This is a genomic window from Palleniella muris (assembly GCF_004792655.1).
Lineage (GTDB): Bacteria > Bacteroidota > Bacteroidia > Bacteroidales > Bacteroidaceae > Prevotella > Prevotella muris_A.
On sequence record NZ_SRZC01000007.1, the window covers coordinates 1 to 21,317 of the forward strand.

The 21,317-nt window shown below is 42.2% G+C and carries 22 protein-coding genes; all 22 read right to left on the reverse strand.

The window, feature by feature from the left end; all coding sequences use genetic code 11:
• Nucleotides 1–885 precede the first annotated feature (885 nt).
• Nucleotides 886–1,908: a hypothetical protein gene (locus E5358_RS05245; RefSeq protein WP_135939209.1), complete on the reverse strand. Its 1,023-nt coding sequence runs from the start codon at nucleotides 1,906–1,908 to the stop codon at nucleotides 886–888.
• A gap of 11 nt (nucleotides 1,909–1,919) precedes the next feature.
• Nucleotides 1,920–3,503, reverse strand: coding sequence for a phage terminase large subunit (locus tag E5358_RS05250; protein ID WP_135939210.1), 1,584 nt, complete (start codon nucleotides 3,501–3,503; stop codon nucleotides 1,920–1,922).
• Nucleotides 3,463–3,774 carry a hypothetical protein gene (locus tag E5358_RS05255; protein WP_135939211.1) on the reverse strand — a complete coding sequence of 104 codons (312 nt, stop codon included), beginning with the start codon at nucleotides 3,772–3,774 and terminating at the stop codon, nucleotides 3,463–3,465. Before E5358_RS05255 ends, E5358_RS05250 begins: the two co-directional genes overlap by 41 nt.
• A 134-nt stretch (nucleotides 3,775–3,908) precedes the next feature.
• Complete coding sequence (locus E5358_RS05260; protein ID WP_135939212.1) at nucleotides 3,909–4,241, reverse strand: RNA-binding protein; 333 nt, start codon at nucleotides 4,239–4,241, stop codon at nucleotides 3,909–3,911.
• 12 nt (nucleotides 4,242–4,253) lie between these two features.
• A complete protein-coding gene (locus E5358_RS05265; protein WP_135939213.1) occupies nucleotides 4,254–4,853 on the reverse strand; it encodes an N-acetylmuramoyl-L-alanine amidase in 600 nt (199 codons plus the stop codon).
• Between the two features lie 55 nt (nucleotides 4,854–4,908).
• The gene (locus tag E5358_RS15555) at nucleotides 4,909–5,430 is read right to left on the reverse strand and encodes a DUF6808 domain-containing protein (RefSeq protein WP_422121063.1); all 522 of its coding nucleotides are present in this window, start codon (nucleotides 5,428–5,430) and stop codon (nucleotides 4,909–4,911) included.
• A complete protein-coding gene (locus tag E5358_RS05270) occupies nucleotides 5,427–5,627 on the reverse strand; it encodes a hypothetical protein (RefSeq protein WP_135939214.1) in 201 nt (66 codons plus the stop codon). The genes E5358_RS15555 and E5358_RS05270 overlap by 4 nt, the downstream gene beginning before the upstream one ends.
• 12 nt (nucleotides 5,628–5,639) lie before the next feature.
• Entirely contained in the window at nucleotides 5,640–6,245 is a 606-nt protein-coding gene (locus E5358_RS05275; RefSeq protein ID WP_135939215.1) for an RNA-binding protein, read from the reverse strand.
• Between the two features lie 2 nt (nucleotides 6,246–6,247).
• On the reverse strand, nucleotides 6,248–6,724 hold the full coding sequence (locus E5358_RS05280) for a hypothetical protein (protein WP_135939216.1): 477 nt from the start codon (nucleotides 6,722–6,724) through the stop codon (nucleotides 6,248–6,250).
• Between the two features lie 70 nt (nucleotides 6,725–6,794).
• A complete protein-coding gene (locus tag E5358_RS05285; protein WP_135939217.1) occupies nucleotides 6,795–7,067 on the reverse strand; it encodes a hypothetical protein in 273 nt (90 codons plus the stop codon).
• 6 nt (nucleotides 7,068–7,073) lie between these two features.
• On the reverse strand, nucleotides 7,074–7,853 hold the full coding sequence (locus E5358_RS05290) for a 3'-5' exonuclease (RefSeq protein ID WP_135939218.1): 780 nt from the start codon (nucleotides 7,851–7,853) through the stop codon (nucleotides 7,074–7,076).
• Nucleotide 7,854: 1 nt separating this feature from the next.
• Nucleotides 7,855–8,376 carry a guanylate kinase gene (locus tag E5358_RS05295; RefSeq protein ID WP_135939219.1) on the reverse strand — a complete coding sequence of 174 codons (522 nt, stop codon included), beginning with the start codon at nucleotides 8,374–8,376 and terminating at the stop codon, nucleotides 7,855–7,857.
• Complete coding sequence (locus E5358_RS05300; RefSeq protein ID WP_135939220.1) at nucleotides 8,373–10,550, reverse strand: helix-hairpin-helix domain-containing protein; 2,178 nt, start codon at nucleotides 10,548–10,550, stop codon at nucleotides 8,373–8,375. The genes E5358_RS05295 and E5358_RS05300 overlap by 4 nt, the downstream gene beginning before the upstream one ends.
• Nucleotides 10,537–11,862 (reverse strand): ATP-dependent DNA helicase, encoded by a 1,326-nt coding sequence (locus E5358_RS05305; protein ID WP_135939221.1) that lies wholly within the window; start codon nucleotides 11,860–11,862, stop codon nucleotides 10,537–10,539. Before E5358_RS05305 ends, E5358_RS05300 begins: the two co-directional genes overlap by 14 nt.
• A gap of 2 nt (nucleotides 11,863–11,864) precedes the next feature.
• Complete coding sequence (locus tag E5358_RS05310) at nucleotides 11,865–13,598, reverse strand: PHP domain-containing protein (RefSeq protein WP_135939222.1); 1,734 nt, start codon at nucleotides 13,596–13,598, stop codon at nucleotides 11,865–11,867.
• A complete protein-coding gene (locus E5358_RS05315) occupies nucleotides 13,582–14,628 on the reverse strand; it encodes a toprim domain-containing protein (protein WP_135939223.1) in 1,047 nt (348 codons plus the stop codon). Before E5358_RS05315 ends, E5358_RS05310 begins: the two co-directional genes overlap by 17 nt.
• A gap of 14 nt (nucleotides 14,629–14,642) precedes the next feature.
• Nucleotides 14,643–15,989, reverse strand: a complete 1,347-nt coding sequence (locus tag E5358_RS05320) for a DnaB-like helicase C-terminal domain-containing protein (RefSeq protein WP_135939224.1) — start codon at nucleotides 15,987–15,989, stop codon at nucleotides 14,643–14,645.
• Nucleotides 15,973–16,563, reverse strand: a complete 591-nt coding sequence (locus E5358_RS05325) for a hypothetical protein (protein WP_135939225.1) — start codon at nucleotides 16,561–16,563, stop codon at nucleotides 15,973–15,975. The genes E5358_RS05320 and E5358_RS05325 overlap by 17 nt, the downstream gene beginning before the upstream one ends.
• Nucleotides 16,517–17,167 (reverse strand): RNA polymerase sigma factor, encoded by a 651-nt coding sequence (locus E5358_RS05330; RefSeq protein ID WP_135939226.1) that lies wholly within the window; start codon nucleotides 17,165–17,167, stop codon nucleotides 16,517–16,519. Before E5358_RS05330 ends, E5358_RS05325 begins: the two co-directional genes overlap by 47 nt.
• 229 nt (nucleotides 17,168–17,396) lie before the next feature.
• Entirely contained in the window at nucleotides 17,397–17,885 is a 489-nt protein-coding gene (locus E5358_RS05335; RefSeq protein ID WP_135939227.1) for a crossover junction endodeoxyribonuclease RuvC, read from the reverse strand.
• Nucleotides 17,857–20,199: an AAA family ATPase gene (locus E5358_RS05340; protein ID WP_135939228.1), complete on the reverse strand. Its 2,343-nt coding sequence runs from the start codon at nucleotides 20,197–20,199 to the stop codon at nucleotides 17,857–17,859. Before E5358_RS05340 ends, E5358_RS05335 begins: the two co-directional genes overlap by 29 nt.
• A 2-nt stretch (nucleotides 20,200–20,201) precedes the next feature.
• Entirely contained in the window at nucleotides 20,202–21,251 is a 1,050-nt protein-coding gene (locus E5358_RS05345; RefSeq protein ID WP_135939229.1) for a metallophosphoesterase family protein, read from the reverse strand.
• Between the last annotated feature and the right edge of the window lie 66 nt (nucleotides 21,252–21,317).

Here is a 21,317-nt window from a genome sequence, read left to right on the forward strand (position 1 = left end):
ACAAAAAACGCCGGGAAGAAACTATAAAGGGCGGTATCCTTCACTGAGGATGCCGCTCTTTTTATTATATCCTAATTATTGGTGTCGTCCGTAAAAAAACAACGACAGGCAGCAAAGTTCTTATATATCACAATCTTATGAGGTTTTTCTTCAAAATGGGCTTATCTTGATAACCGCGTTAGCGATAACAAGAAAGTAGCCATGGGGCGCAACTCACGGATTTTTATACAAGCACCGGACAACGACCGGTTTATCGGTCGAACAACACAGAAATACCCTCCTTTATTCGACCGATAAATCGGTCGCGCACAGAGCGTTACTTGTATTCCGTGGGGGCTACCCACGGCTACTTTCTTGTCACCGCTAACGCGGTTCTCTGCCCGGGAGCATCCTGACATTGCGTACACAATAGAGATGCAAAAAGAACAACAATGGAGACATAAAAAAAAGATGACCTGCACTTCCCGAAGGAATTACAGGTCAGGTGAAAGGAGGAGTGGTGCCACCAGGCAACCACGTTTAATTCTTTTATCTTGCTGATATACAGAATCGTATAGAAAGTGAGATACGTTGGATGTACACTTTCAGTACATCGTTCCGATTGCAACCTCAGTTTATCTGACTGTAAAGGTATAACATATTTCCGAACCTACAAAATATTTTCAATGTGTTTTTAATTAGCACATTACACAAATAATATGAGAAAATTCAACCTAACAGGAAATTTTCAGAGAGTGTACTGTACATGACAATATACATATCTGTCATTTATTCAGAGAATTATGCCAAATTTATATACCACCGAAACTGGTGGTATAATAAAAACGAACCCCAACCGTGATGGCTGGGGTTCGCACCTTGTCGGGGTTGTTCCGGGCGGTCGCACTATATCTGCCACGGATTTTTGTATGGGTCATAGTCGCGCTGGAATGTGGCCATCGCAATCTCACTGACCGGTTTCTTCTCCTCGTCCAGCTTGCGTTGGATCTGAGGATTGATTTTGCATCGGTTGGCATCATGCAGCCACTGCATAGTCGCCTCGTAATCCGTTATACGGGCCGTGCTGACGTTGTTTGGCGATATTAGCTTGTGCAGTTCGTACAACGCAATCTTAATCATGTGTTTCTTGATATTGGGATTGCGAGGGTCGTGATAACGGAAGTTATATCCCTCTTTAAGCGTGTCAGCAGTCGGCAGCATGGTAGGAATCCAAACCTTGCTGTCAAATACCACATACTCAGTGTCCTTGAACTCGTAAGCATATTCCGGGTCATATTCTCCGATGAGCCCCCAGTTGTCGGATTCCATCGGGTTTACGGTCAGGTCGATCTCATCCGTATTGAGAAGTGCGAAGAACTGGCTGTCCCATTCGACGACAGCCCACGGTTCATATTCCACGTTGGGCTCCCAGGGAGAAGTCTGAACCTGTTCCCATGCGTTAATGCCGGGTATGCGAATGTCCGCATAATCAAATCCATTGTGTTCCAAACACTCGTAAACCGAACCTGAGAAATACACAAGGTCGCCGGGGTGGTAGTTGAGGAGCTGTGAGTAGGCCATAATTGTTTCTCGGTCTATCTTGTCCACATCCTCACACTCGCGCCAATACTCTACTGTGGCCGGCGCCTTGATGCCGTTGATGGAGCGCATGGCCTCTACAATCTTACCCTCATGGTAAAAATGCACGCCGACCGGGTAAGTAATACGGGGGTTGTATTCCCTCAGATTCTTGCCCACCTCCAACGCTTTCTCCACTTCATAGTTATCGGTAAGGTATTCCACGATGGAGGCTTCTGCGGCTTCCTCTGCCTGGTTTACACGAATCTGCTGACCTCGGATAAGCTGGTTGAACAGTTCGTCCGAAATCTGGCTCATGTAATCTTCGTTATTGAGAAATCTCTGATACATAACCAATACGTTTAATATTCAAAGGAACCGTAGATTGGCGTGCCGGTGAAAGTGACAATTCCTGAACTTCCCGTGGCGTTGAACTTCTTCCAGGGTTCATTTAAGAATAGTACCAGGAGGTAGTCAAAGGTGTCAGAAAAGTGGCCGTATTTCTCCACTTTTATACCGAGCTTGGCATCCATGACTTTTGCCTTGGATTTTGAGCCATCCATCTCTTTGCGTTGGTTAATCAAGTCCTCTATCAACTTGCGACATTTAAGGTCAATCTGAATAGTCCAACCGTCATAACCTTCAAAGATATTGTTGACAAATTCCAAACGGGTGATTTGAGATGGTTGCTTGCTGAGAAGTTTCTTTCTTGGCCGGAGTTGTGGGTTTTTAAGAACTGAAAGCAGGATGGTGTAGTTATTAACGCCATCTTCGGTAGTTGTGGTTCTGGACAATCCGGCAGGGTCGCCGGTAACAACTACACCACCGGTATGTCCCATCCCCAGCAACAGTCTTTTTATCTTTTCAGCAAATTTAGGGGTGTTGTTCTCTTTATTTTCCGGTTTCCCAAGAACCTCCTCCAATATATATACAATCTTGTTCTCATAATCGATCTGAGCCATCAAGCAACTCATATATGGAGCCACGTTGAAGTCAAAACTGAGAACCAACGGCTTCAGTGGGTCATACTTGGAATCTTTCAACCCATCGACGAGATGCTTGGCTCCGTCAAATTTCCAATAGCAAGCAGCGTCATTTATGTCCACATACAGCCAGTTACCGAAAAGAAGGCGTTCACGTACACTGGGGTCTGAAATCTTGTACAGCGCCGATACATAAGCGTTCACGAAGTTCTTGTCAGGATTGTCATAAACGCTGAAAGGTATATACATTTCATTTGGACGGCATACAACAGGCTCTAAGTTCTCGTCAAGGACAAAGCGGTCGCGCACCCACCCTAAGCACGGGTTGGTGGACATGAAAAGTTTGGGAACCTTTGTCGTTTCTGCAACTTTCCAACGAAGACGAGAGAATAGGACATCGACACCCCGTTGATCCACTTCACCCACCTCGTCTATAAACCCACCAGAAAACTCACTGGAACCAAAGCGGAGATAGTCAGGGTCACTGGGGCTGTAAGCCATTTCTTTCATAATGATTTTGGAGCCGTTCCAAAATATCATTTCTCCTGAAAGATTGTTTATTTTGAAGTGTACCTGCTCTTCAAGCCCCCAAGATTTAGCTACACTCTGAATGGTGTTCCATGTTGATTCACGTAGGCTTTTAAGCGTTTTACGGGCAACGACCATGCGCATATCCGGCCATCTAAGACAACTGGAAATGAGCCAGCAACTTCCAAGATACGATTTACCACCACCAGCGGCACCTCCACCAAGAATTATCTGAGGGATATTGTCATTTCCGCAGTGCTCGCAAACTGAAGTGTAAGTCGGGTTGCCATTACGGTCCACGCCATTCTGCACCTGTACGACATTACCGCCGCACAAGGGACACTCCGGCTGAAGATTCTTCCAGACTTCATACTGTCTTGCCGAAGGAGCAAAATCAATCTTCAGATTGCTGGGTGCTTTCAGTCCTGGAATCATTCTTCTGGTAGATGAAAGGTGACACTAATTCATTGTATTTCTTCTGGTCTATATAGAAACGGCGTTTGTGGATTCCATCATTCCAAACAGTGAGATAACCGGCCTGTACCAGTTCCATCAAAAGATTACGGCATGTGCCATAATTGCATTGGCCGTATTTCTCTGCGATTTTATAATAGGTGTCATTGGTCCATAGTTTGTATTGGTTTCTGAACCAAATCAGGAACCCGATAGCCTTTCCACGGGTCGTGTTGTCAATTTCTTTCTTCATAAACAATTATCATTTATAAAGAATAGGCATAGACAATCTTCAAGGAGTTAAAAATTATCGTTTATAAATGGAGCGCACCTGATTCTCATCAGATGCGCTCCGGGGTGTTATGGATATAAAGGAATCAAGAAAAATTATGCAGTAGCCTGAGCAGCCGCGTAGATTTTTTCTACAGTGTCCCAAAGATAGTCTGGGGCTGGAGTGTCGGAGAGTTTTTCACATGCACTCCTCAAGTAAGCCAACTCTTGTTCCGTGAAATCCACCACATGAGGGTTTTCACGATCTGCGTTGATGTCCCATGTGGTACGCTTGTTTTCGGTGTCCTCTTTGATGTTATACTTTTCAACATCTTCTTTGCTGATGCCAACCTTCTTGATGATGGAGCGCTTCAGGTTGTAGTCCATGAAGGAGTTCTCTGCCGGAAGAATAGAAGGGATGGCGATTCTGTCAATAATATGCAATTCCATATCTTATAATTATTAAAGTGATTTGATATATTTTTCTATTGCTACAACATGAAGGTCAACGAAGTCCTGTTTACCCTTCTCAGACAGAAGGTAATCACACTCTTCTTTGTTGTCCATAAAGCCATTCTCAGTAAGAACAGCAGGGCAAGCGGTGCCTTTAAGGATGCCAATGTCGGCTTTTGTCCAACTCCATGTCCAGTATTTTTCGACTGGAATTGAACGGTTGCCGGTCAATTTACGATCAATGGCTTCATCTGTGAAGATTGATGCAAGTTTCTTAGAGTTGGATGATGCGTTCTTGGAAACGAAGACGCTAAAGCCTTTTGCTGTACCCCAAGAACCATTGCTGACTGCATTATTGTGGATTGACACCAACACAACATTCTTGGCTCCAACCTGCTTGCAGATTGCATTGACACGGTTACAGCGTGTGGTAATTGGAACATCATTGGTTTCAGGTACGATGCGTTGAACATTGTAACCTTTAGCTTTGAGCGCAGTTTCCAATCGCTGTGCTATATCACGTGTCCATTTATACTCTTTCAACAGTCCATCTGGAGATTGCTTCCCTAAAGTGTCTGATCCGTGCCCATTGTCAATCAAAATTTTCATGTGCTTGAAATTCGTTTATTAAGAATAGCCTTTAAGAATTACGTTTGGGTGAGATTTACCAAGAAAAAAGATTATAGCTTACTCCAAGCCCAATATAAGGTTCGATTTTGCTGGGCGTAACCCCTATGCCGACTTGTACACCCAGCCCCCAACGCTTCTGTCTATATCTAATCTCTGTATTAGTGATAGTATTAGTGATAGTCATTACCGGTTGAAATACCCTAATGCTATCTAAAGCCGGTTCATATCCGCTTACCCAAGCCTCATAAGTGGAATCGCTATAATGTTTTTGGGTAATCGGTAAAACGACAGATACACTGTCAGAAGAAAGCGTGTCAGCATGAGGTGCTTTGATGGTGTCGTACACGGGTACCTTAACAGTCTTGTATCGAATTATAAGACTGTCTCTTGGTACAGGTACGTCAATGAACACCGGTATTGTGTCATACTTGACTTTAGTTTCTGACTTTGAATCTGTTACTATACGGTCTCTTTGGCAACCGTGATAAATCAAAGCGGTGCCCAAAACTACTGCTAAGGTAGTTAGGCAACCGCTCAAAAACGAGTTAATTTTCATATACCTATCGAATTATAGGGGATGTACCATTCTCGCTCCCCAAGATACTGACCAGGAAGATTCACCCAGCATCCACGGATATTGCCGGAAATATCGTTCACCTCAACAATTGTCGCAGTCAATCCTACAAGAGGCTCCAGTTTCATCTCTGTCAAAGCACAAGATGGAAGAATAATGATTTTATCCCCAGGTTTCATACTAATAACTGATTATCTAATTTCAGGCAAAAGATACTGGATGTTCTTGGCCGCTTCGTACATTATCTTTCGTGCCTCTTCTTCTGGCACATCAATTGGGTGTGTAAACTCACAGAAAATACTTCCAATCCAATCATAACGGTTGTCATTGAGACGTTTGATGATCGCTGCTTGGCAACCGTAGCTGGAGAGAATAGACTGAGCGCATTTATCATTTATTTGCTTGTCTATATCTGTGACATACATGAACAAGTTTTTCACCAGGTCACTACTGAATTTTGCAACCTCAGATATGTGCAAGTCCTGAACATGAGGCTTCATTGGCTCAATACCTTTTCTCTTGACCTCATAATATATCGATAGCAGACTTTCGTTTCCGAGAGGATGCGGCTGGACGATGTACACTCTGTCGGCGTTCAGTTCGTGAAGCACGGTCCACAATTCACCAAAAACGATTGATGAATTATCGGCACGTCTATGGCTTCTTTCTTCTTCGTCTTTCTTGAACTTCTCAATCTTTAAGTCCGTCAGTTTGTTTTTACTGTACTGATTATAAGCGAACCATGCCGCGATAATTGTGCCTATTGCACTAATAATTGAAGGTATGTATTCCACCATAGTTATTGTTGTTTTGTTTCAGATTGCTCTGGCATGATTACGTTGAAAGTGATGCCACCTTCTCCAGCACCATCGATATTGATTTTACTAACATGAGCTTCTTTGACAGGGTACAAATCCATCAATGCTTTGGAGGCATTGACCGCTACGCTACGAAGGGCGGCTGGGGATTGCAATGTACCTTTTCGGTCTCTATATTCAGCACTTGCACATTCTTTGATGATGCTTACAAGGTTCTCACGCAAGAATGTTTTCATATATTTAGCCTCTTCATACGGAAGCTCGTCAAGAGACTTCAAGTATTCTTGAATCTCAGGACGAGCTAACATACGAATGGCAAGACCTTTTGCACGATGTGTTCTATCGCCAAATACTTCCTGATAGCACTTTGCCGCATTACCACCATAAGGTGCTTCTCCATTTGCATAGAGGTCACAGAAAAGTATCTCTTGGTCTGTAAGGGTATTTTTATTTTTCATGTTTACACTAATTCGTTAATGCTGGGCTAATCGTTGTGATAACCCATACTCATTAACGAATAGTCGTTTTCTACTCTGCCGGTTTATTCCCTTCCAGCAATTTTTCCATGATGATGTCTCTGAACAACTGCGAGATACCGCTACAAGCTGCTTCAACATCTTCTATAGACTTCAAATACTGCATATTGAAGTTAATCTGAAGGTCATAACCGGAGATATGAACAAGCACTTGTTTGGTATCTGCATTTATGACTTCACGAATAATGCGGTCGGAATTAACTTTGAACTGTACTACGGGTTCATCAACGTGGGAATATGTCCCTTCTTGTTTCTGTTCTGACATAATTTATTATATTTTGAAGTGTTTGCGTGATTTTTCGGCCTTTGAAATTGCAAGTTCTTCACCTTCGTATTCGCCACCTATACTTCTCATACGCTGAGTGAGAACGGCGGCGACATTGGTAGTGGCCGAAACATCTGCATCTGCATCATGGGCATCATCCAACTCAATTCCCAGATTTTCACACATGATTTCCAATTTGTATGAGTTGACATTAGGTAAATGGCATAGCGCAAGCTGCCCAAGTACAATTGTATCTACATAGAGCGGATGCCAGTTCCCGTAGAAATCCTCGTCTCCCCGGAGAACCTTTTTCAGTTCATTCATAAGGCCAGCGTACTCGAACATTTGGCAAAGGAACCCCTCGTCAAATGCGATATGCTGTCCTATCAAAAATGGTTTCATGTTTTTAGGACACTTAGGCGTATTGTCTATCATAAACTGAAGGACTTCCTGTGCCACTATTTCAATGGGCTTACCATAGGACTCCAGCATATCCATAGTGATAGCCGAATATTCCAACGCTCTTGCCTCATAGTCCATTGACACCGCATCATCATTGTCATATTTTGACTTCAATGTTTTGCGTTTTTTTGTGGCGCCGGCTATTTCCTTACGGTTATAAGGGGCAATGTAGCTTTGATATGTGCCAATCTTTTCAAAAGTATCGAGTCGAGTGGCATGTACCGCTATCTGAGTACAAGCCGATGTCTGACATTTCAAACCGCCGGTCTCAAAGTCCAGGGTAAACGCTACCAATACCGGGGATTCTTCTTTAGGTGCTGCCATATTATTGATGTTTTTGAATTATACATTGTGCTGTTAAATAAAGAGTGGCGCGAAGATTCTCAATCGAGCCATTGTTATTGATGACATAATCATATAGTTCATCTGGGATGTTGATACGGTCATTGTCTCGCGCTTTACGCTTATCGTTAATGTCTTTCAAATTATCTCGCTTAATCTTGATTGTCACCAGAGAGAATGGGAAAGGAGTAGATTCTTTACTTTGCAAATTTACGAGTCCCTTTTCATCAATTACATACACACTGGGAAAGAGCGTAAGGAATTGGTTCCACTCCGTCCAGTATTCATAACCTCCGAATTTTGTGTAAGCACACATTCGGCTTTGAGGAGGTACTTGGTCTGGCTTAACAAACCAATGGTCTCTTCCATTTATCTCTCCTTTACGCATAGGGCGTGTCGTATAAGACACAATAGCAGTCCATCCCAACTGCTGTTGGAGAATCATGGAAGCAGTTGTTTTACCACTTCCAGATGCTCCTACAATACAAATAATTAACGGTTTCATATTATCTCAATAAAATTGTTACGAGTGAGTTGGAGATTATTATGGCCAACGTAGTCACTGTATTTCACGGTAGCCATACAGATTATCAATTTGTTCTTGGCGCCAATGAGTAAGGCACGAGCATTACGATACTCTTCAGGCCATATCACCAATTCTGCCATATCGTTATTTTGCTGAAGGGTGACTTTGCAGAACACCTCTTGCTCTCCAGTCTTCTTACTGGTGAATTTCTTTTCCTCCATTTCTACTATGGTAGCGGCAATAGCAGCTTTTCTACCGTCTTTATCCTCACTCAAGGAGTCTTTAAGCGTAGTGTATGCTGCTCGACCACGAATTTGCTCTTTAATCGCGCTGTTGTCATAAATTCGTTTATAATCAATGGCTCCGAGACCGGACACTTTAATTTGTTGCTGAGACCAGAAATAGTGCTTGTTGCGTAAGTCATCTGGGAAATCTTTTTGTTTGATTTCAAACCCAAGGGTTTCCGCAGCCTTCTCCACAATTGCATATCTTTCAACTACTGATAGTGCGTTTTCTATCTTGTCAAAGCACCCAGCAAGGATAAGGTTGAGGACATGACGGGCATTGACCGGGCATCGTTGTACCTCATCTTCATTGTCTGGATCATCCCAGTATTGATATTTTTTGAGTTTATACTTGAATATGCGCTCAATGAAGTTGTTAATACTGGTAAACTCACCATTTTTGTTGCGCTCGTTGATAATCCAATCAACCGCTTTTGTGCCGACCATTTTAATACGAGAAAGCGACCAGAATATCTGATTGGTTTCATAGTCCGTATAGAAACTCATCGCACTCTTGTTGATGTCCGGTGACACTACCTTAGCGTTGCTGCAAGCCTCCATTTCAGACATGATAGGAATAAGTTCTTTGTCATCAGCCCATTCCAGTGCGACCGTATAAAACGCTGTTGGATATTGTGCTTTTAGAAAAGCACCGATATATGAGGTAACAGCATAGGCAGTTGCGTGGGATTTATTAAAGAGGTAAGAACCGCACGCTTCAATCTGTTGCCAAATAGCAATGGCATCTTCTATCGGACAGCCGTTCTCTTTTGCTCCTTTCAAGAATTTTTCGCGCATGGCTTGAATCTTCTCAGCCTTCTTCTTTGAGATGAATTTTACGAGTTTCACACCTTCGCCTAACGAGAAGCCGCCGACTTCACGAGCAATTTGGGCAACTTGTTCTTGGTAAGTAATCAACCCGAATGTGTCATTCAGGGCGTTATAAGTACCCCAAAGATACGTTGGCGCAACCAGTCCTTTTTTTCTGTCAACATAAGCCTCTGTTGAACCATTTTCCAATGTTGCCGGACGAAACAAAGCGTTGGCCGCAATTAAATCGTGAATACAAGTGGGTTGCATCTCAACCAAAAATTTCGTCATGCCTCGTGATGAAAGCTGGAATACATTCTGCGTGCAACCTTGGCGTAACAATTCGTATGCACGTTCATTAGCCAAATCACTTTCCACTACACCCTCCATTGTAAGGCCGGCACCATAATGCTCATTGATTAGATCAAAAGTCTGGTGAAGTTTGGAAAGCTCCTTAGTTGCCAGACAGTCGTTTTTGAGCAAGCCCAGTTCATCGAGGTCGTAACCACTATTCTCACTTACAAGGATGTCGTCAACCTTTTTAATAGGCACAAAGTCAAAACACTCCACATCTTCGCCGTCCATATCGTCCGGAGTTACAAGTAATGCTGAAGCATGGACCGAACTGGAGCGAGGTTGAAACATGAGAGTGCGTATGTCTTCAAACAGTTGTGGATAGTCATGGATAAATTTGGCAATCTTTCGGTTAGAAGCTGCAAGTTTGAAGATTTCTGTATAATCGGCACCATCATCCTCTATAATAGCCGTTAGATAATTTACCAATGAAGGGCTGATACGCATTGTACGAGCCACATCCTTAATAACCGCCTTGGCTTTCAGAGTGGTAAATGTACCGGCAGAAAACACGCGCTGCTTACCATCGTGATTGTAACGGCGTTCTATGTATTCCTTAACTTCTTGACGCTTGTCTGACTGGAAATCGTTGTCCACGTCAGGAAGTGATCCGTGCTCTGTTTTTACATAGCCGGAGCCAACGAAACAATCCAGCACTTTGACTGGATGTTTCGTATGATGTTCTTGTATTTTAGTTACCCTCATAGCTCAAACTTTTGCAAATGGCGCGATACACGTCAAGATTAAACTTATTACCGTTATTCCGGCAGATGTGGTTAAAAGCGATGAGCTCTTTATCCTTAATAATGGCTCTTTTGTTAATGAAAAAATCCGTTACGATTCCTTTCATCGAAGTACATCGGCTCAATGCAACATATAACATTCCAGGCGCAAACGCATAGGGGCAATGTATAACCACGTTGTCAAAGGTCAGTCCTTGACTTTTATGAATTGTGATTGCCCATCCCAAAGTAAGTGGGAATTGTCTGCAACTTCCTTTCTCAATTGTTTCAATCTCATTGCCATTAACTTTATATTCTCGGTCAACCCACGTGAAAGGCTCAATGATTACTTGATGGCCGGCATCCAACATTACTCCAATTTTAGTGGCACTAATATCAGTTACTGTGCCCATAGAACCATTATAGAACCCCTGTCTGTTATCGTTTACTAAAGTCATTACGCGAGCACCAACACGTAGCTTCAAATCCAAATCACAAGGCGCATTTTTAGGATTGAAAGCATCCTTGAACTCTGCTGTAAATGAATGTGTCGTTTCTCCTATCATTTGACTATTGATTTTATCGGCATCGCGGCGCAATGAACAAATATGAATAGCTTGCGTATTGAAGTCTTTGCTCTCTCGATTGTCCCGCAGTTCGCTCAAATCATCAATATCCATCGGAAGAAGTTGATATTCTCGTATGCGATTCAGCATATTAACAAATCGTTCATCTTTCTGACGAAATACTTTAGTGAGTTCAACAATTTGAAAACCTACTTCTCTAAGTGCATGAGAATAGAAGAAGTAGTTTCCACGATACCACTGTCGAAGAATGATTTCCTCGTTTTTCTTTATAACCGGAGGTAACTGGAACAAGTCTCCAAACAGCACGATTTGAATACCGCCAAATGGAAGTTCATTCATTCTGTAGAGCCTCAGTTTTCGATCCACATAATCCAGCACATCTGGCCGGACCATACTCGCTTCATCGATAATAAGCGTATCAAGTTTACCGAATAATTCAAACTTATCTTGATACAGTTTTCCTTTGATAGGCGAATTTGGGCCTTGTAAATCAAACGGGATTCCAAACAAACTATGCAATGTCACACCCCCTGCATTGATGGCAGCAATCCCGGTTGATGCAGCCACAATGATATTTTTATGAGTGTTCTCAACTATGTACTTCAGGAATGTAGTCTTCCCGGTTCCAGCCTTGCCTGTAATGAAGAGGCTGTCTGTCGTTTCTTCTATGATTTGAAACGCACGACTCATTTCATCTGTCAATTCCATAATTATAACTCGTTGATTGTAAAAAGAATGTCTTTGTTATCAAAGATGATTTCATCACCCTCTTGGAGTTCATCAGCATATATTCTGATAGGCTCTTCTGTTCCCGTCCGCTTAACCATGAACTCAGCATCATAATCGACTTTGATGATTTTGCCATCGTCTAATGTGAGCTCAAAATAACGATTAGAATCCATGTCGTTACCAATAATGGTTGTATCTGCTGGAGACAGTCCGGCACGTTCAGGAAGAAGGAAACGCTCGAAGATGAGATTGTATTTAATAGGGTCTATTAGTGTAATTCCCAGCAAATAAAGAAGCAGAGAGCCGGCAGCAGAACCACGTCCACAACCCACAAAAATGTTGTTCTTACGAGCCCAGTTGCAAGTATCATACTGCACAAGCAAATAGTCCACATTATCAGTAGATTCAATGATGTATTTCTCATACTCCATCTGCTTCCGATACTGATCCATTTTATCTTTAGGAGCCAAACGCTGAAGTCCTTCCTCCAAAAGTTGATTGAACATATTGTGGGTGGTGCCATATTTCTCCAGTTCTTCCAGAGTCATATCGTATTTCGGCATATAGTTTCTGGTAGTGTCCATACGCCCTTCTGCATGGTCTGCAATGATGAACGTGTTCTCTGCACATTCACGAAACAATCCTTCTATATCCCAGTCTTCTCCAAATAGGGCCTCAAACAAAGCATAATGCTCATCAATATCTTTGAAATACTGGTCGTTGCTTTGTTCGTGTGCGGCACCTTCTGCTACCTTGTTGAGAATTATTTTATTCTTGGCGTCGTCTGAGTCAAGATAATACGCATCGCTAAGCAGTACAGGGCGTGGCATTTTGCTGTCGTCATACCATTCATGGAAGTATTTCTTAGTGGCTTCTAAAACCTTGATGTCAATACGCTCGGCTTTGTATTCTGATAAATCAACTTGATAGAAAATGCGGTCAAACGCCTGTGTTAATGTATCAACCACTTGCTTGTTACCCACGAAAGAAGCGGGTGCATATTTATCGAGCACAAGTGCATTGCCTTTTGCTCGATTAAGCAGTTCTGAAATATCTATGGTCTTGTTTTCTACATTATCTACCATAATCGCTTTTTGGATTCTCAGCAGGTTACGAAAACCTTGTTGCGTCTGAACATAGACCTTTGCTCCGAAGTTAAATCCATCAGCCTCAACAGTAAGGGAATAACCAAACACTGGCTTGATTCCGGCAGCGTCACAACCTTTTTGAAATACAAAGCAAGCGGCCATAGTATTATAGTCACATACCCCCAATGCGGTATGACCTAAATACTTCGCCTTACGAATCCATTCCTCCGGCATAAAACTGCCATTTAAGAGTTCAAAGGGGGTGTGTACCCCAAGATTTACAAATGGGATGTCATGTTGTAACTTGGCTCGCTCACCAACGTACTTCAAGATATTCAATTTGAAATCTTGATTTAGGTTGTGATAGTAAAAGTTGTCGCCGAATTTGAAAATGATATTCTCAATGCCATCATTCAACAATTCTTCTGGACGCACTAAACTATTAAAGATAAAGTTACCGTCCGTATCTTTGCGGAAGATTGAATTGTAGGTTGATCGCTGGGTGTCTTGAAAATACGCCTTACCAAACTCAGGAATATCAATAACTTCCGCATCTACTTGTGTGTACTGAATTTTGTTCTTCTCCAGCCACTCATACAATTCGATTATTTTATCTGATTTTGCCATCTACGTTGCTCAATTTATATTCGATTGGAGTAAATAGAGATTCTGAGAAAGTATCATAGATGTCCCAAAAGTTTGCGTCATCCCAGTCTTTACCTTCACCTACGAGTTTGGCAATCATTACGTTGTCAAAGTATTCGTTCAATTTGTCTGCGGCCACGTTGATTGCGTCTGACGCATCCGTATCGTAACCTATGATGATGTCATGGACGCCCTTACTTTGCAGTTTATAAATCTGGGCATCGCTGATTTTCTTTCCAAATGTGCAGACAGCCACTATACGATGGTTGTCATACAAATCCAGTTTGCGGGTAAGGGCAATGACATCAAATATACCCTCAACCAATATTACGGTGTCAGTCTCATCCTCAATTATTGAATCATAATTGTATAGGAGCTTGACAAAATCGTTTTCAATACTATTGTTGTATCGACGAATCTGATATTTGTTGTTACGTTTTGCTTTGTCGTTGTATTCGTCAATATCCTGTTTGCTCCATACATGTCTGGAGACATATCCTACAATGTCGCCATCATCATATATCGGGAAAACCACATAATCGTCAAACTTAAAGTTTAGGCCGCGAGTTGTCCCAACAGGAAAATAGGCATAATCATCGGTGGTAAAGCCGCGAGATTTCAAATATGGGTTTTTGAAACACCGTTTCCAAGATTCCGGCATTTCTACGACCACAAGCTCATCATCAATCTCATCCTCTTCCAGATTGAAGAACTCCGGTACTTCTACTGGAGTAAATTTGGCTGTGTCCTTAACCTGTAAATCAGATCGACCAATTTCTTCTACAAATCGGTTAATGTCTTTACAAGTTCTACCACAAGAAAAGCAATGTGCCATACCGAATACTTTGCCATTCTTTTCAGGGCCAACATAAATTCCAAGTTTGCCACCGGTCTTACCGCACCAAATACATTCGGGGACTATTAGGTTTTTACGACCGCCGTCCAGCCTTGCGTGAAGCTCTGCCTGAAGCTCACGAATCAAGTATTCTTTATCTTCCTTGCTTATATACATAACACCTCCGTATATTAAAGATTGGCTGTTCTTTGCCGGTCGAAGAACCTTTCATGGTCATAATCTGTAGCTATTTTGAATGTATCTCCCTTGGGGAAGAAACGACTCTTAGCAACATGGATTCTCATTGTCTTTTCACGACGCTCATTTGCGGATTGATTGAGAGTAATCAAGTGAGTAAGTGGCTGGGCGATTCCTTTAGCCTCCGATGACGAGTATTCCGTTAATACGTTCTTTTCGTCATTCACCCAATCAGGGTTTTCTATGCGTGCCTGATAAGTCGTCACCACCCAGACTTCTTCTTCACTGGCAATATCCTTTAAGTCATTTGCCACAGCGATGCGTTTCAGGCGCTCTCCGCTATCTCCATACTTACGACCAGATGAATCGTTCAATAAGTCCATAGAATCAATGAGGATAATATCCGGTTTAACGCCATAGTTCTTGCGAAACTCAGCAATAGCTTCCTTGATATTGATAGTGGAAACATGCTGATTGAATTTTGGATAACTTCTGACGTACAATTTGCCGGCTATGCTTTCCAATTCTTTAGCAAAAGCATCCATGTCCTTATCCTTGATAAAGCCCTTTTCATAACTATAGGCATTACAAGCAACAAGTGCCGCAGAGTAAGCATTTTCAACTTCCTCTCGGCTACCTTCTAACTGGAAATGGAGTACGTTAAAACCGTCAATACAAGCCTGGGAGCCTATCCAACGAGCCGCATGACTTTTACCAACACCAGTTGGAGCCAAGATGCAAGAAAGTTGACCACGCAAATCCCTATCTTGGTTAAGGTTGTCCAGCTCATCAATATAAAAGCGTGTGATAGCACGTATAGTACCACGGGAATTGTTTTTAGCACGATTTTGAATATGCCGTGTTGTAAAAGTATCAATCACATCGGTATAAGTTGATTCGGTCAATGAGAATGTACGCATCCAATCCACGTGCTTTGCAAGCAGTTGCTGGGCACTTTCTAACCCTTCTCGATTATACACCTCACCGGCTTTCTTATATGTTTTCTGAAATTCAACACGTTTTAGATATTCTTCGAGCAAGCCAAGACATTCATCAGTAGCAAATGCTTCACCGTTATCATAGGCTTCCTTCCAAAATCTGAGAGCACCATTCTTGCCAGCGAGCTTTTGCTGAATAATTGAGTAATTCGGCACTCGTCGATATTCTCTATAATAGTCCTTAAAAGCTTTGAGAACAGCTGCTGTATTGCGATCTGGGAGATGTTCTTCTTCCAAATGCTCGCATACCATCGAAAGTATATAACTGTCCTCTATACATGTGATAAACAAATCTTCGATGAAAGCTTCCGAAAGGACGTTTGTTTTATTGTTTGCTGACATATTCTATTCTTAATCGGAAGATTTCCGGATATTTTTTTTGAGTTTCTGTTTTACATTTTGCAACAAAGTGGCACTCCGAACATGCTGTTGACAATGGCGACCACCCCAATGTAGAGGTTTGACAGATAGCAAAACCGACTTCTCTATTAAGTAGCCTTTGCTTAGTGCCTTCCTCACTGGGGACAAAAATGAATTTTGCCTTGGGGTGTTCGCTACGGTCAACAATCATATTTAGCAGTAACGACCGACTCAAATCTTCAGATTCCAGCCATTTGTTTTCAAAGAACATACGGCCTTTATCGGAGTTAAATCGTTCAAGAGACTTCGGTCCAAATACTTGGTTCAATTTCCAATTTGCACCCCTATCCTTGAAAGCATAGGATGAGCACACCACATAATCAACTATTCTTTGAGCTGTAAGGGCACCATATTTCTTTTCAACCCGTTGGAGAGCTGTACGCATAACTCTTGTCGGTTCCCCGCCTTGTGGAAGCCGACAACCTGGATGTATGAGCTTAACTACAATCTCATGGAACATCTTCAGGGTCTGTTTGATGAGGTATTCGTTGACCATCTTTAGTAAGGTTGTTTCTTAAATATTGTCTTGCCAACCTAAGCCGGCTTTTAATAGTATCAATGTTGAGAGTTTTCAATGAACCTTTAGTATATTCAATCTCTGCAATTTCTTTCAGTGAATACCCAGCTTCCTGGAGTATCAATGCGTCTCGGTATCTTGGCTTTAGTTCGTCAATGACTTCAACTATATCAGGACTATAATGCTCACGCCAATTATCTACACCCAAAACATTTTCACTGACATGATCATCATTCAACAGTTCGTCCCTATAATCATCAATATCATTGTCGTCGCTCTTATTATTGTGGGCATTTCTTTGTCGTTCACAAGCCCAGACCTGACGCTTGACACAAATGTGAATCCACGTTCTTATTGGTCGGTTCGGATCGTATGTCTCTATTCTTCTATAGAAGTTTACCATAACCTCAGAATAGTTCTCTTCTACGTTTTGCGAGCTCCAACTATAATCCTTACATAATTTGTATATCATATTGGAGAAGGGCAGAACGTATTGATTGAAGAGAGCTGTTCTGCGGGCTATTACTTCTGGAAGGCAATCGACATCTACTTTTTGTTCGGTAGAGTGTACTTTTGTTCCCATGCGAGCGACACATTAGCATTAAACAAATCTGCTATACGTGTCCCAAGACGGTGGGTGACACAGTGTACACGCCACTCTGATTCATGTCTTATGAACTCAGCTCGTACTGTCTCATTTGAAGGTTTGGGCTGGGAGTCCAATAATTGATAGAACTCTTTCAGATGCTTGTTCAAAACCTTCTTATGCTTCTTAACTTCCTTTGGAAATACATTATTAACTGGCTGCATGATTAGAGGTTAAAACGCTTGATATAACAGAAGAATATGTGAATTGCGTCGGCCTCATTATCATCGCCGGGCTCAATTTGCCATCTGAGTTTGCAAAACTCAATCATTTTTGCCTTTGTAGCCTTTCCATCTCCAGTGGCAAACTTTTTAAGGGATGCCGGATTGATGAAATGGGGCTCAGGCAGGTCGAGGGTGTCACACACCTCAAACAAAATTCCACGAAACTCTGAAAGTTTGCGTGTATCAGTGAAGTGGTTGTTTACACTGACATCTTCAGCCACAATCTGCTTAATTCCGTTACGCTGGATGAAATCAATCAGTGTGTCGCGGAAAGCCTTGTGCTGTTTATTGTTGTTACGGCGCATAGATTCGGTGAAATCCCATGTACCACGTTCATTCAAACAGAAAAAGCCGGTGTGCGTTGCGATGTCGAGTGCGGCCACTTCATTACGAGTAAGTTTCTCAGTTGTGGTCGTTGTTTGTCGTTTCATAAATTGAGGAAATCCCATTACTTTTTGTTATAGTAATTTTGTTGGGATAGCCCTCATTGGTCAAACCATGACTAACCACTAATGAAGTGATTTGCGTTTGGTTGAGTGCCTTAAAAACGCTGGCGAGCCCCTGCTCATCTGCGCTGTCAAGAACCTCATCCGCGATAAGAAGGTCTAATCCTTTCCCATCTTCGCAATTCAGATTCGTCAATTGATTCATGCTCAGGATGCTTGCAAGTTCTACTCGAACACGTTCTCCGGCAGAGAATTTCTCGAAAGAACCACAATCAACCCCGTCTCTAAGAAGTGAGACTGAAATTTTGTCGCGTACTTTTCCGGATTTCAAAATGGTATATCCAGATAGTGCAACTCGTATATCGCTACCAATCGTCTCCAAAAACTCATTAGTAATCTGGGAGATGGCGTTGATTTTCGTATTAGCCAGATAAGTTTTGAACTCAATGAAATATGACTCTTGAGCTTTCAACTCATTCAGTCGTTCTTCAATCTCATTCTTTGCTTCTATGGCTTTCTGGAGAGATTTCTGATATTCAGCCTGACTCTTCTTCAAAGAAGCCAACGTATCTTCTTCAGATGCGGTTCTGGCTTCTTCTATCGCCTCTTCATAAGATGCAATAGACCCCTTCATCGTATTCACATCTTCTTCCAGTGATTTGATCTGATTTTCACGACGCTTATAGGCACCGTCGATAATTTCAAACACCTCATCAAAGATGTGCTTCCTAATTTTGGAAATCTTGTCTTGAATATCAGAGAGCTGGGCATTGGCACCCTCTACTTCGCCTTCATATCGAGTGCAAGCTTGTCGGGCTTCCTTGATTGCTTTTTCTGCATTTTCAACTTCTTGCACAAGTCGTTTACGCTCGTTTTCCAAAGCGGTTTCAATCTCTCGTTGATTCTTGCCATTCGCAACAGTTTTATCGTACTCCTTACTATTTTCTGCAAGGTCTTTACCAATTTGAGCAATAGCTGTTTGTAAGGACTTCAAATCTTTACGTGCAGCCTCAATATCCAGCTGGGCATTGAGCACAAACTCATGTTTACATTTAGGGCATTGAATAACACCGGCAAGTTGGTTTTCGAGAGAGGCTGCTTCACGTTTTTTAGAGCGTTCATCATCGTTCAGCGAATCGGCTTTATTCTGAAGGCGTTTTACTGCTTTACCCAGTTTGTCTAAGTGTCCTGCACATTCTGCACGATTGATACTATTTTTATCTAATTTGGTTTTAAGTTCCGCACAAGTGTCTTCATATTGACTTTCTTGTTGCCCTAATGTATCGCTCAATTCTTTAGCTTTAGCTGCTAATTCTTTAGCGTTCTGTGAAGCTGTGGCTAACTGGGTGTCAAGAACTGTCATTTCACGGAAATAGTCAGTAGTCAAAGCAATGTTATTTGCCTTGAACCGTTCAATGATTATATTCAAGGAATCCTTAACATCCTTGTCACTTTTTTCGAGCTCTTGCATTTCCGTGTCCAGATCATCCAAATCTCCAAGGCTTTCATCTATCTTGCTGATGTTGTCATTGGTGGTACGAATGTCTGCGCGTTTCTGAGCAATCAAATCCGTCCAGTTCTTGATACGGGACTCATTGGTAGCCTTACGTTCTGCTGATTCATTGATGGCTTTTTCAATCTCTGTGCCCAATGCCTCGACACGACCGGTACAAGTGGCTACCTGTTTTTCTGCTTCTTTAAGTTCCACTTCAACGGGTTCCATGTCAGCATGAAGTTCTTCGATAGACTGATCTACCATAACGCCATTGCTAAAGCGGTTGATAAGTTCTTTTTTCTCCTTGTCAGAACTGGCAAGGAAAGACTTGTACTTACGAGCGGTCAGAATGAAATTGCCGAAAATATCATCCTTTGATAAGCCAATTTGGTCAAGGATGTACTTATTGTAATCCGCTACCGTGGCTTGACTGATTTCTTCTGTATCGGTGTCATACGGACCGGATTGCTTGATGATTTGAATCTGCTGGGGCTGTTTACGAGAAAGACGACGATTAACTGTCATCTGCTCACCCAATACATCATTGGTCAGCACAATGCCAATCGTAGCCTCATCTTTCGTGTCATTGATAATTTCATCAGCGTTCACTTTACGGAGTGGTTCTCCTGTAAGGCCGATGGCAATGGCTTCTATCAATGCCGATTTCCCGGAGCCATTAGAGTTCTGGGAATCACTGTCGAGGTTATTGCCAAATATAAGGGTTGCTGCTCCTTGCTTTGGAGAATAATCCAATTCCAAGAATGAGCAAAGGCTTTTAGCGTGAATGGATTTCAGATGCCACATACTTATTTCAGTTTATCAAGATAGTGAAGACCGAGCTGATTATCGATGGATTTTTGAGTACAGAAATTCGTGTACTCTTCCTTAATGCCTGACTTGTCAAACTTCTGTGTAATGCTCTGGTGGTCAGTACGCATTACCTCTGTTTGCTCTGTGACAAGCTCAATTTTGTTGGCGCCGGCTTCAGCAAGCTGTTGCTTGTTGACTGAGGACGACTGGGCAGAATTACATTTTACGCGAACTTTGACTTTATAGCGGCTATCGGCCTTAACTTTAGCCAGCATTTCCATAAAATCATCGTCCATATCTGCTACATCTACTTCGATAACCCTATATCGCTGGTTCGCTTCGTTCTTGACAAACTTAGTAGAGCCATCTGTGTAAAGTATAGTATAGCCTTTCTCTTCATCTTCACCGAAGTTGTGTTGACGAGAAGAGCCAATATATTCGATTTGTGTGCCGGGGATGTGTTTACGATTATGATAATGACCCACTAATACAGAATCAAAACCCTTAAAGATATTAGCCGGGAGTTCATCATCACTTGGAGTAGCTAAGCCTCCGCGTATTCCCTCATGGATATATAGTACATTCTTTTTCTGGCTGTCAATGTTATATTCTTGCTGAAGGGAGTCCAATCTTTCAATGAATGAGCCGCTTTCTGGGAAATAGCTCATCACATACAGAGAGAGTTCATCAGATAAATCAATCTCGGTAAAGTCATTGATTACCTCCACATTCTCATAGTCAGAGAACACATGGCTGTAACCCTCCATGTTTTCAAGATTAACCTTGCAATGATTACCTTCTGCGATAATAACATAAAGCCCATATTGCTTAGTGGCTTCCAAGATGGCCCAACGGACTGCCATAAGGACATCCAAAGTTTGAGCGCTGCGTGAAAGCCACATATCACCTCCTACAATCAGATACTGTATTTCGTTCTGCTTGCAGAGTTGTAAAGCCTCATTCCAGTTCTTGCGAAACTCAGCTATATTATCTTTGCTGGCGTGAATATCGTTTATCAACAACGCACAGGGAGATTTCTTTGACATAATCAATTGTGTTTTAAGAAATGCTCACCCAGACTTAACTGGGTGAACATTTCGATTAAAGTGCGT

Coding starts and splice junctions, on each gene's coding strand:
- E5358_RS05285 (WP_135939217.1), bottom strand. CDS start 7,067: ATGTCAGAACAGAAACAAGAAGGGACATATTCCCACGTTGATGAACCC.
- E5358_RS05250 (WP_135939210.1), bottom strand. CDS start 3,503: ATGATTCCAGGACTGAAAGCACCCAGCAATCTGAAGATTGATTTTGCT.
- E5358_RS05265 (WP_135939213.1), bottom strand. CDS start 4,853: ATGAAAATTTTGATTGACAATGGGCACGGATCAGACACTTTAGGGAAG.
- E5358_RS05315 (WP_135939223.1), bottom strand. CDS start 14,628: ATGTATATAAGCAAGGAAGATAAAGAATACTTGATTCGTGAGCTTCAG.
- E5358_RS05275 (WP_135939215.1), bottom strand. CDS start 6,245: ATGGTGGAATACATACCTTCAATTATTAGTGCAATAGGCACAATTATC.
- E5358_RS05290 (WP_135939218.1), bottom strand. CDS start 7,853: ATGGCAGCACCTAAAGAAGAATCCCCGGTATTGGTAGCGTTTACCCTG.
- E5358_RS05245 (WP_135939209.1), bottom strand. CDS start 1,908: ATGTATCAGAGATTTCTCAATAACGAAGATTACATGAGCCAGATTTCG.
- E5358_RS05320 (WP_135939224.1), bottom strand. CDS start 15,989: ATGTCAGCAAACAATAAAACAAACGTCCTTTCGGAAGCTTTCATCGAA.
- E5358_RS05300 (WP_135939220.1), bottom strand. CDS start 10,550: ATGAGGGTAACTAAAATACAAGAACATCATACGAAACATCCAGTCAAA.
- E5358_RS05310 (WP_135939222.1), bottom strand. CDS start 13,598: ATGGCAAAATCAGATAAAATAATCGAATTGTATGAGTGGCTGGAGAAG.
- E5358_RS05255 (WP_135939211.1), bottom strand. CDS start 3,774: ATGAAGAAAGAAATTGACAACACGACCCGTGGAAAGGCTATCGGGTTC.
- E5358_RS15555 (WP_422121063.1), bottom strand. CDS start 5,430: ATGAAAATTAACTCGTTTTTGAGCGGTTGCCTAACTACCTTAGCAGTA.
- E5358_RS05295 (WP_135939219.1), bottom strand. CDS start 8,376: ATGAAACCGTTAATTATTTGTATTGTAGGAGCATCTGGAAGTGGTAAA.
- E5358_RS05330 (WP_135939226.1), bottom strand. CDS start 17,167: ATGGGAACAAAAGTACACTCTACCGAACAAAAAGTAGATGTCGATTGC.
- E5358_RS05325 (WP_135939225.1), bottom strand. CDS start 16,563: ATGGTCAACGAATACCTCATCAAACAGACCCTGAAGATGTTCCATGAG.
- E5358_RS05345 (WP_135939229.1), bottom strand. CDS start 21,251: ATGTCAAAGAAATCTCCCTGTGCGTTGTTGATAAACGATATTCACGCC.
- E5358_RS05305 (WP_135939221.1), bottom strand. CDS start 11,862: ATGGAATTGACAGATGAAATGAGTCGTGCGTTTCAAATCATAGAAGAA.
- E5358_RS05280 (WP_135939216.1), bottom strand. CDS start 6,724: ATGAAAAATAAAAATACCCTTACAGACCAAGAGATACTTTTCTGTGAC.
- E5358_RS05335 (WP_135939227.1), bottom strand. CDS start 17,885: ATGAAACGACAAACAACGACCACAACTGAGAAACTTACTCGTAATGAA.
- E5358_RS05260 (WP_135939212.1), bottom strand. CDS start 4,241: ATGGAATTGCATATTATTGACAGAATCGCCATCCCTTCTATTCTTCCG.
- E5358_RS05270 (WP_135939214.1), bottom strand. CDS start 5,627: ATGAAACCTGGGGATAAAATCATTATTCTTCCATCTTGTGCTTTGACA.
- E5358_RS05340 (WP_135939228.1), bottom strand. CDS start 20,199: ATGTGGCATCTGAAATCCATTCACGCTAAAAGCCTTTGCTCATTCTTG.